Genomic DNA, 11,744 nt, shown 5'->3' on the forward strand with positions numbered 1-11,744 from the left:
TTGGACGACTAATCCGAGGAGAGGGTGGTGCTTCGTTTCCATGACGATTTGGATTTCGGCGGCGGCGGCGGCGGTCTTGGTACTGTTTGTGGCTGCATTAGTAAGGACATCGTATCAATATACATTAGATCAGCAGTCCGTTACATTAGAACGACTGCCCCAGTCTTTCGACAGGACAACCTTGCTGCTAATAACAGATATTCATAGAAGACGTATCTCGGATGAAGTGATTGAAGGGATAATCGCCGGCGGTGGAGCTGATTTGGTGTTGATTGGCGGTGATCTGAGGGAGCGGAGAGTGCCGCTTGCCAGGTCTCGAAGCAACATCAAGCAGCTGGCGCGTATTGCGCCAATTTATATGGTGTACGGCAATCATGATTATGATGAAGATATGAGACCGCTTGAGGTGATGCTGACGGAAGAACGGGTACGCCTGCTCATCAATGAAGCGGTTGTGTTAGAACAGCGAGACGGCAGCGGCATTCGGCTGGCAGGCGTGGATGACCCACGCTTGGAGCGAGACCGTCTGGATTTGGCCTTAAGCGAGCCGGAAGTGGCTGCAGGAAGTAACCACCTGTTTACGATCGTACTGGCGCATGATCCCATACTACTTGACCGTATGAATGCGCAGCAGAAGCAGGAAGTAGATTTGGTTCTCTCCGGCCATACGCACGGCGGCCAGATTGCGCTGCCGTTTATTGGCCCTGTTTTACGCGGATCTGAAGACTCCAATTACTGGCGCGGTTGGTTCGACTTCTCTGCGCAACAAACAACCGGAGCCAGCAGGGGACCCCGGTTGTTCGTCAGTTGTGGCTATGGTACTTCTCGGTTGCCAATTCGGTTGATGGCACCGGCTCAATATCACCGCATTACTTTGCGGTCTGCGGCTGTTCCTCCAGCCCCAAATCAATCGTCGCAGGATCAATGAAGCCATAGCCTTTGCTTTCGAGCTTAGTAAGCAAGGTATCGAGTGCTTCTGTCGTCCAAGGCAGCTCATGCATGAGGATATTCACGCCCGGATGAAGCTGCTCGAGCACATTGGCAATGACTTTGTCCGGCTTATCCTTCGTGCTGCTATCCCAGTCGAGTGAGCCGTCAGACCAGGTCATATAGAGCATGCCGTGATCGCGGACAAGCCCTTTTACATAATCATTGCCGTTGCCGAATGGCGGACGGAAGAACTGCGGCTCGGTGCCGACGACTTCCTTCACGATTTGTTGAACATCCTCGATCTGCTTCTTCACCGATGCTTGCGTTTCTTTCTTCAAATCGATATGATCCCAAGAATGATTGCCGATCGTTTGCCCGCGATCGGCTATTTTTTTGAGCAATTCCGGGTGTTTCTTCACCCGATATCCGTTCACGAAGAAGATCGCTTTCGCTTTATGCTTATCGAGCGTGTCGAGCAGGGAGCTGACCGTTTTATCTTCCTTCGGGCCGTCATCGAAAGTCAGCAGCACCATCTTATTGCTCGTAGTCGCTTTATCAATCGGGACGAAGCTGTACACCTTATTCATTTTATAAAGCTTCTTAACCGGCTGCTGCGGATCCGTTGTGGCAGTGGAATCAGGTTCAGGCGCAGTTGTATTCTCCGAAGGAGTGGGCGAATTTGTAGCATTGTCCGCAGGCTGATTGTTCGTTCCCTGATCGGTTTGGCCGCTGCCCGCATTTCCATCGCCTGCTGCTGGAGCTGTGGAGTTGTTTGCAGGGTCCGGTGCAGGCTCAGTCACTGCAGGTCCACTGTTGGCTGCATTGCCCGTTGTGTTCGAATCTGTGCTGTTAGGCTGGTTTCCGTTGCCGCTGCATCCGGATGTAACCAGCAGGGCCATCATAATGACGATGGAGATGAGGTGAGGTTTACGAATCGGCATGCTGTCGTCCTCCTGTGGCCTTCGAGTTGGTTTCGTCAAAAAACAATGCACTTATTGTATCATATTTCGAAATTGAACCGAACTTTACTACTTCCTTAATTTGTGCAGGGATGACCTTCGCTTGCCGAGGCAAACTAAACGCGAGTCGTAAGCAGCATTCAGCATAGGAGGATTGCCAATGAAATTGTCCGGTTTTCTGATTGGAGGTCTTGCCGGTATGGCAGCGGCGGCTTATATAGCGAAGAAGAGGCCCGGCATGTTTGCCTGGGCGAGCAGCGCAGCTGGCACAGCTGTCAACGGGATGACGAAGAGGGCGATGGGAGCGGTCATTAGTCGGAAATTTGGCGGAGACATGGTGCAGCATGCAGCCCCAAAGCATTCAAACGCTTCCGCAAAAGAGTCCGGCAACGCTTGGGGACAAATTGAGCTGCTGCTCAATAGTGATCCCAGCGTGAAGGAGCAGGTCGATCAAATAAAAGCAGAAGCGAAACCTCACTAAGAGGACCTATGGAAGAAACGGTTGTCACCCTTCATGGTAGGCATCGATCGTTTCTTCGCTTAAACCGTATAGAAATTTATAGACATATTGTTATAAATTCTATAGGGACAAAAAGAATCGTTTTGCCGTTCAATTGCGTATAAACAATTGGCGGCGGAACGATTCTTTTTTTTTGCGTCTGTAGTGCATTCCACCCACAGACATGCTAACATAGCAACATAAACACATTTTAATCACCCAAATAACTGCTGCTTCATACGCTATGTATAACAGATACTATCCGCGTTCAATGTGCTTTCGAAGACGGTTTTTGCTCCGAGAATACGAAGCAGATACTACTCGAGAAGGAGGATCCTATCATGAAAATCGAACGGCTCAATCAAGACAAAATACGAATATTCCTGACGTTCGACGACTTGCTGGAACGGGGGATCCAGAAGGAAGACATGTGGCGCGAAATTCCAAAGGTGCACGAGCTGTTCAGTGAAATGATGGACCAAGCTTACAGCGAGCTCGGCTTTGACGCCAGCGGACCGCTCGCCGTCGAAGTGTTTGCACTTCCAGCCCAAGGTATGGTCGTCATCGTTACACGAGGCAAAGTGAACGGGAAGTCCGAGGATCATATTCAGGAAGAAGACAACGAGGAAGACGTTTACGAGATGGAAGTTACGCTCGAGCAAAGTGACATTGTGCTATACGCGTTCCGAGACATCGAGGATGTCATTTCAGTTTGTAAGCAGCTTAAGAGCGCTGAACTGATTGAGGATGGACGTCTTTATGCCTACAACGGCAAATATATGCTGGCCTTCGAGCCAGTCGGCATTGAGCTTCCACGCTACCACGCAATTATTGCGCTGCTGGCAGAGTACGGAGAGGCGACTTCCATTACGACCGCTATTCTCGAAGAGTACGGTAAAGTAATTGTTCCAGCCAAAGCCGTCATGGAAATTTGCACTCATTTCTAACGCGTTCAATTATTGAGAAGCATCAGCTTACGGCAAATTCCGTAGGTCTGGTGCTTTTTGTTTGTTTCTGCCTGTGCGCGAATGTAAGTTTACCGCATAGCCGATTCGGTAACCGCTCATATTACAAAGGAAAAGGTGGTGAACATTCCTTTGAATGGAATGGAGAGCAGCAACGTACTGACATCGACACAAACCGTGATTGAAGAAGCACTCAAGAAGCTTGGCTACGGTGAAGATATGATTGCCTTATTGAAGGAGCCGATGAGGCTTCTGACCGTTCGCATACCGGTTCGAATGGATGATGGCAAGACACGTGTATTCGTGGGATATAGAGCGCAGCATAACGATGCTGTAGGGCCGACAAAGGGTGGAGTCCGGTTTCATCCGGATGTAGACGAAATCGAAGTGAAGGCGTTATCCATTTGGATGAGTATTAAATGCGGGATAGCCGACTTGCCTTATGGCGGAGGCAAAGGCGGTATTATTTGCGATCCGAGAAAAATGTCATTCCGTGAGCTGGAGCGTCTAAGCCGCGGTTATGTTCGGGCGATTAGTCAAATCGTCGGGCCGACCAAAGATATTCCGGCGCCGGATGTGATGACCAATTCGCAAATTATGGCTTGGATGATGGATGAATACAGCCGAATCCGTGAATTTGATTCGCCTGGTTTTATAACCGGGAAGCCGCTAGTGCTGGGTGGATCGCTTGGCCGTGAGAGTGCCACAGCCCGAGGGGTAGCGATTATGATTGACGAAGCGATGGCGAAGAAAGGCATTCCGCTTAAGGGAGCGCGCGTCGTCATTCAAGGCTTCGGCAATGCAGGCAGCTATCTGGCGAAATTCATGTTTGAAGCCGGCGCGAAGGTTGTGGGTATTTCCGATGTCAACGCTGCGTTGTATAATGATCAAGGGCTCGACATTGAAGATTTGATGGACCGCCGCGATTCGTTCGGTACCGTAACGAATTTGTTCAAAGACACGATCAGCAACGAGGAACTGCTGGCGATCGATTGCGATGTTCTTGTGCCTGCCGCAATAGAGAACCAAATAACGGCAAGCAACGCGAACCAAATTCGTGCTAAAATCATTGTAGAGGCCGCAAACGGTCCAACGACGCTGGAAGCGACGCAGATGATAACCGATCGAGGCATTCTGCTCGTGCCTGATGTCCTGGCCAGTGCCGGCGGCGTTATCGTTTCTTACTTTGAATGGGTACAGAACAATCAGGGCTATTACTGGTCTGAAGCCGAAGTCGATTCCAAGCTGCGCGATATGATGATCCGCGGCTTTAATAGTGTCTATGAACTGCATAAGCTTAAGAAAGTGGATATGAGGCTCGCCGCTTATATGGTGGGCGTCCGCAAAATGGCAGAGGCCGTCCGCCTTAGGGGGTGGGTGTAGCCGAATGCCGATCAAGCGGGCTTTGCCTGCATCCCGCAGGGAAAGCCCGTCTCTCGGAAGGTGACTTCAACGATGCTGCTCTTTTCCATACTGACAGCGGCGGTTGCTCCGGGCATCTCGCTGCTGACTTACTTTTATCTAAAGGATCGATATGATGCAGAGCCGATTCACATGGTCGTCCGTGTGTTCTTGCTCGGTGTCTTAATCGTACTGCCGATTATGGTGATCCAACGCGGCTTACTGCTGTGGCTTGGAGACGGTCCGATCCTGTTCTCGTTCACGGTATCTGCAGGCGTTGAAGAACTGCTGAAATGGTTTGTGCTGTATCATATCATTTTCAACCATACCGAATTCGACGAGCCCTATGACGGGATTGTCTACGCAGTGGCGATTTCACTTGGCTTTGCGACGGTGGAGAATGTGCTCTACGCTGTTTTCCAGCCTGCGTCGGTTGGTTCCTTGCTTATTCGCGCTTTGCTGCCGGTTTCCGGCCATGCCTTGTTTGGCGTAACGATGGGCTATTACGTGGGGAAAGCTAAATTCGCCTCCGAAGCGAATAAGAAACGCAATTACCTCATGCTTGCTGCTGCTGTACCGCTGGTGGAGCATGGTGTATATGACTATATCATGGGCTCCGGCAGCACGTATTGGGTATGGTTTATCGTCCCGTTGATGGGTTACCTGTGGATTAAAGGCGTCCGGAAGATGAATCGCGCCAATGCCAGATCGCCGTTTCGTATGCTTGGTCATGAGGAAGAGATTAAGCTTTAGCATTTCCGTCTATAATAGGAAAAAAGCTGCATCTTACTCACAGGAGGATACGATGATTTCGGCTCGTGTAAAGGTAACCATCCGCTGCAACTTGTGCGGCGAGAAATTCGTCCTGCGCGGACGCAGGGAGAAAGACAAGATCGATACCGGGTTCAAACAGTGCCTATGCAACAATCTCAACGACTTCGACGTCGAAGAGCTGGCATTGTAAGAACAGCCATGTAAGCAAAATCATACCAATAACATGCATAAAGCTCCTTTCCGCAAACCAAACTAACACCAGGTTTTGCATACGAAAGGAGCTTTTGCTATATGTACCGTCGTTTAAGCGCTGTGCTGTTTCCGGTGATGACGCTGTTTTTTATCGGCTCTATCTATTGGGGCTATCAAGAGCATCAAGAGAAAAACTCGATCCTGATTAAAGCAGAGAATCAGTATCAACGTGCGTTCCATGATCTGACCTATCATGTCGAGCAGCTCCATCGTGAGCTCGGAAACACACTTGCCGTGAACAGCGCCTCGCAAGGCTTTCACCGCAAAGGTCTCGTCAACGTATGGCGCTTGACCAGCGAAGCGCAGAATGAAATTAATCAACTCCCGCTTACGCTTCTCCCTTTCAACAAGACAGAAGAGTTTTTGTCGAAAATTGCGAATTTCTCGTACAAAACCTCCGTTCGTGATCTAACAAAGCAGCCGCTTAGCCCGGATGAATATAAAACGTTAAAAACGTTATATTCCGATTCGGAATATATTTCCAAATCTCTCTACGGCGTACAGGATAAAGTCATCGCGAACAATTTGCGCTGGATGGATGTCGAGGTTGCGATTGCTACGGAGAAGTCGACACAGGATAATACGATAATTGACGGCTTCAAAACCGTGGATAAGAAGGTCGGCGAATACCCGGAAATCAACTGGGGGCCTTCAGTAGCAAGCATGTATACGAAGCGTTCGATTAAGATGTTAGGCGGGAAAATGGCAACGCCGGAAGACGTGAAGAAGCTGGCGGCGAAGTTCCTGAAACTGGACAACCCCAATGATATCAAGGTGGTTGAGAACGGGAAAGGTACGGAGTATATGTCGTATTCCGCTACCTATAAAGGGAATAAAGGAGACAACCCGATTGAGCTGGATTACTCGCAGAAAGGCGCTCAATTGATCTGGTTCGAGAATCCGCGCGATATCGGGAAGCCAATCGTTAGCGTGAGCGACGCGAGGAAGAAGGCAGATGAATTCTTGTCCCGCCATGGCTATCCGAAGATGAAAGCTATTACGTATGACCGTGATGACTCGATGGCCGTATTTACTTTTGTAGCCAATCAGAACGGGGTTCTGATTTATCCCGATAAGCTGACAGTCAAGATCGCGCTTGATAACGGAGATGCGGTCGCTTTGCAAGCGTCAGACTTTGTGTATGAGCATCACAAACGGAATATCCCCAAGCCGAAGCTGATGAGCGCGGATGCCAGAGCATCACTCAACCCGGACTTCAAGGTGCAAAGGGAACAGATGGCGCTCATCGATAATGACATGGGCGATGAAGTGCTCTGCTACGAGTTCGTCGGCAAAATCAATGGCGGCGTTTATAAAATTTATGTGAATGCAGACAGCGGCATTGAGGAATCTATCGAGCAGCTACCCGAATAAAAGAGCGAAGGCGTGCATGTTATGCACGTCTTTTCGTGTTCTCCCACCTCTCCCCAAATTTCGACATGCTGTGGTATAATTGAACTATTAGGGGAGGGGGAAGCTAGTATGCTGCCAAAAGTGAATCAGTTTCTATATTTGCATGTAGCTTCGTCCGATGAAGAAGAGGCCGCAATCGAGTATAAATCCAGAATTGCGGACAGTGATAACGATGAGTTGCTTATTGATATTCCGCTTCTTGAAGGCACGGGAAAATATAAAAGGCTGTTTCTTGGGGACGAGCTTTCCGCGCATTTTGTTTCCGAAGACGGTGTGAAGAACTATTTTAATACCCATGTACTGGGTTTTAAAGAAGACGGCGTGAAATTAATCCGAATCCGCAAGCCTGAACCGGAATCGATAACGAAAGTACAGCGCCGTAATTTTCTGCGCGTTGCCGCGGAGCTGGAGATTGCCATTCAATTGGCTGCCAATATTCGATTTATCGGGATGACAGATGATGTGGGCGGCGGCGGGATCTCGTTCCTCATCGATGGCAAATGGCCGATGAAGCAGGGCACGAACTTGGAATGCTGGCTGCTGCTTCCGTATCGGAACGGCTCGGTGGATCATTCCCATTTCAAAGCAGAGGTTGTTCGCGTGAAGTCACTGGAGTCAGGTCGGAATCAAGTGATGGCGAAATTTTCGAGTATTCTCGACAGCGAACGCCAGCGAATTATTCGCTATTGCTTTGAGCGCCAGCTGGATTTCCGTAAAAGATAATTATACATTTAACCTAGTTTGTTCCATGGCTTGATGCATAAGGAATGACAACGTGGAAAAACTACCCTTATCCGAGCAAAGCCGGAACAAGGGGGTTATCCATGGCTAAGAAATCACAGGGACACTATCTGTCCATCTCGGACGAGGTTACACGCGTGCTCATAATTATCTTTCTGCTGCTGCTTGTTGCAGTCATATTAAGCCAGCTCGCACTGCAAATTCCGGCGGTCAGGCTATGGGTAACGGGCGTAGATCGGCTTGAAGGAACTCCCTTCTAGTAGGCCTTTCGTTCTTTGCACTTCATGGGCTGCTGTGGTATAATTCTCACTATCGCAGGCAGAGCCTGCTTTTTTAATGGCGATAAGAGCAACATAGCAGCCGCTTACGACTTTCAAGGAGGGTTTACACCGCTTGGACATGGATGGGGGAAACAACGGCGGCCGCATTAACGTAGCAATCGACGGCCCTGCGGGAGCTGGCAAAAGCACCGTCGCTCGAAGAGTCGCTGAACAGTTAGGGTACATATACATTGATACAGGAGCGATGTATCGAGCGGTCGCACTAGCTGCGAATCGTGCGGGAGTTTTGCCAAGTGACGCGGACAGGCTTGCGGAACTCGTGAAGACAGTGGACATTACATTGGAACCGGGAACCGAAGGTCAGATTGTGCGGCTCGGCGGTGAGAACATCACAACCGACATACGTTCAAGAGAAGTAACGCTTAAGGTTTCGGAGATCGCTTCGCATGAAGCCGTTCGGTTGCGTCTTGTTGAGATGCAGCGGGAACTGGCAGCAGCGAAAGGCGTCGTTATGGATGGCCGCGATATCGGTACGCATGTACTGCCCGGGGCCGAAGTTAAGGTATTTCTAGTCGCAAGCGTTCAAGTTCGCGCGTTGCGCCGATACCAGGAGCTATCTGAAAGTGAGCTTGTGCCGCTTGAGCAATTGGAGCAAGAAATTGCGAATCGCGACCGAAGCGACGAGAGCAGAGAATTTTCTCCGCTGATTCGTGCGAAGGATGCAGAAGTTCTCGACAGCACAGAAATGACGATTGACCAAGTCGTCGCACATATTCTAGACTTATGCCGAACCAAAACGGCGGAGGCGAAGTAAACTATGGTATATAACATTTGCCGAAGCCTGCTGCGAATCATCTACGCCGTACTATTCCGGTTCGAAGCAACCGGATTAGAGAACATTCCGGCCACGGGGCCTGTCGTGCTTTGCTGCAATCATATCAGCTTGCTTGATCCTACAACGGTAGGCACGAAGGTGAACCGCAAAGTACATTACATGGCTAAGGCGGAATTGTTCGAGGTACCTTTGCTTGGGCCGTTTATTCGGACGCTTGGCGCATTCCCGGTGAAACGGGGAGGAGTCAGCAAGGATGCTATTCGCAATGCCATCAACTTGCTGAAAGAAGGCAATGTGATGGGGATTTTCCCGGAGGGCACTCGTAATGCAGGCGATAACAGCGCAGGCAAGAAAGGTGCTGCGATGATTGCGCTTCGAAGCGGAGCCGTAGTCATTCCGGTCGCCATTATCGGGAAGTACCAATTATTCCGTAAGATGCGCATCAAGTATGGCAAGCCCATTGATATGACGGCCTTTATTCAGGATTCATCTTCCGATGTGCTCGAACAAGTAACCGAAACCATTATGGCGAATATTCGTTTGATGGCGAAGCAAGGGTAATTATTTTTGTTTTTTTATATGTTTTAGACGGTGGGCCTGCGAGAGTGTGTTTCATTCTGAGGCTGCACGTTTAAATAAAGTTGGGGTATGATCTGAGGAGGTAATTTTAAATGTCAGAAGAAACAAAAGTACAAGAAACCGCAGCAGCGGAAGTTAGTCAAGATGCGATGGACAATTTCGTGTCCTTGAAAAAAGGGGACACTGTGAATGGTACGATCGTCAAAATTGAAGATAACCAAGTGTTCGTAAGCCTTGGATATAAATATGACGGCGTTATTCCCCTTCGTGAGCTATCATCGGTTCAGCTTGAGAGTGCGCAAAACGCAGTTCAAGTCGGCCAAGAAGTACAACTGAAAGTCGTCAGCATTGACGATGAGAAAGAAAAACTCGTTCTCTCCAAAAAAGTGGTTGACGGTGAGAAAGCATGGGACGGTCTTCAAGCTCGCTTCGATGCCGGCGAAGTATTTGAAGTTACGGTTGCAGACGTCGTTAAAGGCGGCCTAGTTGCTGACGTTGGCGTTCGCGGTTTCATCCCTGCTTCCATGGTTGAGCGTCATTTCGTTGAAGATTTCAGCGACTACAAAGGACGTACGCTTCGCGTTAAAGTGAAAGAAATCGACCGCGAGAACAACAAAGTCATTCTTTCCGCGAAAGAAGTGCTGGACGCTGAGTTTGAGCAAAACAAACAAGCTGTTATCGGCAACCTGCAAGTTGGTCAAGAGCTTGATGGTACCGTTCAACGTTTGACTCCGTTCGGCGCATTCGTTGATATCGGCGGCATCGATGGCTTGGTTCACGTATCCGAGCTTTCCTGGCAGCATGTAGCTCATCCGAAGGATGTTGTTACTGAAGGTCAATCCGTTCGTGTTAAAGTACTTAAAGTGGATCCTGCTGCCGGCAAAATCAGCCTGAGCATCAAAGCTGCTCAACCAGGTCCATGGGAATCGACTAACGGTCAATTCAACGTAGGTGACATCGTGACAGGCACGGTTCGCCGTATCGTGAGCTTCGGTGTATTCGTTGAAATCGCACCGGGCGTTGAAGGACTTGTACACATTTCGCAGCTTGCACACCGTCACGTAGCAACTCCGAACGAAGTTGTGAAAGAAGGCCAAGAAGTGAAAGCGAAAATTCTTGACTTCAACCCAGCTGAGAAACGCGTTTCCCTCAGCATCAAAGAAACAGAAGAAGCTCCTGAGCAAGCGCCTGATCAGAAGAGAGAGCGCAGCGACCGTGGAGAGCGTGCACCTCGCGCGCCTAAAGTCGAGCTTAACAATCCAAACGTCAGCCTAAGCAACGAAAGCATGAGCTTCACGCTTGCTGAACGTTTCGGCGACAAGCTGAGCAAATTGAAATAATCGTAACTACGATGAAATAAGAGCCTGTTACTTTGCACATTCGTGCTTGGTAACAGGCTTTTTTCGTTTGCCTAAAACAGGTCCGGCTGGATTAGGTTCACTCTCCTAAGCGCATAATATAGGCCATAAAGAGGTGAAGCACTGTGAATGATGGGTTTATTGCGTTCTGGCTGTTGTCGATGGCATTCATTCTCTACGCGACAGGCTGGAAAGAGCAAGTTGCGGAAGGGATGCCATTCCGGGTGCTTGGTTTATTTATTATGGGAGCCTTATTGCTTCATGTCGCTGAACTCACGATTGGGGAGAGCATGGTCATTACCGGCAGTGCAGCTCTCGCGATAGCTGTGGCGGTTGTTTTATTGGTAAGGATCGGACATTTTGGAAGCATGCTGTTCGTCTTCTTCTCGGCGCTGCTAACCGGATTTATGTGGATGTGGGTGCGGTACATTTATGGTATGGATCCTGTGTTTATCGCCTTGAATCCGGCATGGGATGGACCGCTGCTTGCGGGTTTATTCGCAGGTTTGCTGGCAGATCGGTTCCGCAGTCAATTTGTGATTGTCGTGTTTGCAGCCGTCATCTCCCAGCTTGATCTGCTAATCAGTCCATTAGTCGTATCCAAATTGCTGACGATTGGCTCACCGGCATGGTGGGATGGCATAGTCATTGCACTTACTGCGGCACGAGTAACCGGTAACGTGAAGAATTGGTTGAAACAGAAAGCTGTCCGTTTAGTAGAAGGTCGATCAGGCGAGAGCGGGGGGAATGTATAGTT

Annotated in this window: 14 protein-coding genes; 13 read left to right on the top strand and 1 reads right to left on the bottom strand. The window is 49.4% G+C overall.

Features of this window, described 5'->3' with window-relative positions; genetic code table 11:
• Positions 1-40 precede the first annotated feature (40 nt).
• The gene (locus tag AC50Y3_RS11685; RefSeq protein WP_494818926.1) at positions 41-928 is read left to right on the top strand and encodes a metallophosphoesterase; all 888 of its coding nucleotides are present in this window, start codon (positions 41-43) and stop codon (positions 926-928) included.
• Here the strand turns inward: AC50Y3_RS11685 and AC50Y3_RS11690 are convergent.
• Positions 870-1,871, bottom strand: coding sequence for a polysaccharide deacetylase family protein (locus AC50Y3_RS11690; protein WP_494818927.1), 1,002 nt, complete (start codon positions 1,869-1,871; stop codon positions 870-872). The genes AC50Y3_RS11685 and AC50Y3_RS11690 overlap by 59 nt on opposite strands.
• 178 nt (positions 1,872-2,049) lie before the next feature.
• On the opposite strand from AC50Y3_RS11690, the gene AC50Y3_RS11695 reads away from it, so the two are divergent.
• The 12 genes from AC50Y3_RS11695 (at position 2,050) to AC50Y3_RS11750 (ending at position 11,742) form a co-directional block, all read left to right on the top strand.
• Positions 2,050-2,370 (top strand): hypothetical protein, encoded by a 321-nt coding sequence (locus tag AC50Y3_RS11695; protein ID WP_494818928.1) that lies wholly within the window; start codon positions 2,050-2,052, stop codon positions 2,368-2,370.
• A gap of 359 nt (positions 2,371-2,729) precedes the next feature.
• Positions 2,730-3,335 (top strand): genetic competence negative regulator, encoded by a 606-nt coding sequence (locus tag AC50Y3_RS11700; protein ID WP_475779370.1) that lies wholly within the window; start codon positions 2,730-2,732, stop codon positions 3,333-3,335.
• A 159-nt stretch (positions 3,336-3,494) separates the two neighbouring features.
• Positions 3,495-4,736, top strand: a complete 1,242-nt coding sequence (locus AC50Y3_RS11705; RefSeq protein ID WP_494819230.1) for a Glu/Leu/Phe/Val family dehydrogenase — start codon at positions 3,495-3,497, stop codon at positions 4,734-4,736.
• 72 nt (positions 4,737-4,808) lie between these two features.
• Complete coding sequence (prsW, locus tag AC50Y3_RS11710) at positions 4,809-5,507, top strand: glutamic-type intramembrane protease PrsW (RefSeq protein WP_494818929.1); 699 nt, start codon at positions 4,809-4,811, stop codon at positions 5,505-5,507.
• Positions 5,508-5,559: 52 nt separating this feature from the next.
• Complete coding sequence (locus tag AC50Y3_RS11715) at positions 5,560-5,718, top strand: hypothetical protein (RefSeq protein WP_475779372.1); 159 nt, start codon at positions 5,560-5,562, stop codon at positions 5,716-5,718.
• Positions 5,719-5,819: 101 nt separating this feature from the next.
• A complete protein-coding gene (gene ypeB, locus AC50Y3_RS11720; RefSeq protein WP_494818930.1) occupies positions 5,820-7,154 on the top strand; it encodes a germination protein YpeB in 1,335 nt (444 codons plus the stop codon).
• 108 nt (positions 7,155-7,262) lie between these two features.
• The gene (locus tag AC50Y3_RS11725) at positions 7,263-7,916 is read left to right on the top strand and encodes a flagellar brake protein (protein ID WP_494818931.1); all 654 of its coding nucleotides are present in this window, start codon (positions 7,263-7,265) and stop codon (positions 7,914-7,916) included.
• Between the two features lie 101 nt (positions 7,917-8,017).
• Positions 8,018-8,194 (top strand): hypothetical protein, encoded by a 177-nt coding sequence (locus AC50Y3_RS11730; protein ID WP_494818932.1) that lies wholly within the window; start codon positions 8,018-8,020, stop codon positions 8,192-8,194.
• A gap of 139 nt (positions 8,195-8,333) precedes the next feature.
• Entirely contained in the window at positions 8,334-9,029 is a 696-nt protein-coding gene (gene cmk / locus AC50Y3_RS11735; protein ID WP_494819231.1) for a (d)CMP kinase, read from the top strand.
• A gap of 3 nt (positions 9,030-9,032) precedes the next feature.
• Positions 9,033-9,611 carry a lysophospholipid acyltransferase family protein gene (locus tag AC50Y3_RS11740; RefSeq protein WP_475779376.1) on the top strand — a complete coding sequence of 193 codons (579 nt, stop codon included), beginning with the start codon at positions 9,033-9,035 and terminating at the stop codon, positions 9,609-9,611.
• Between the two features lie 110 nt (positions 9,612-9,721).
• Positions 9,722-10,969 (top strand): 30S ribosomal protein S1, encoded by a 1,248-nt coding sequence (gene rpsA / locus AC50Y3_RS11745; RefSeq protein WP_494818933.1) that lies wholly within the window; start codon positions 9,722-9,724, stop codon positions 10,967-10,969.
• 143 nt (positions 10,970-11,112) lie between these two features.
• A complete protein-coding gene (locus tag AC50Y3_RS11750; RefSeq protein ID WP_494818934.1) occupies positions 11,113-11,742 on the top strand; it encodes a YphA family membrane protein in 630 nt (209 codons plus the stop codon).
• Positions 11,743-11,744: the final 2 nt, after the last annotated feature.

The organism is Paenibacillus sp. J22R98, from assembly GCF_059383835.1.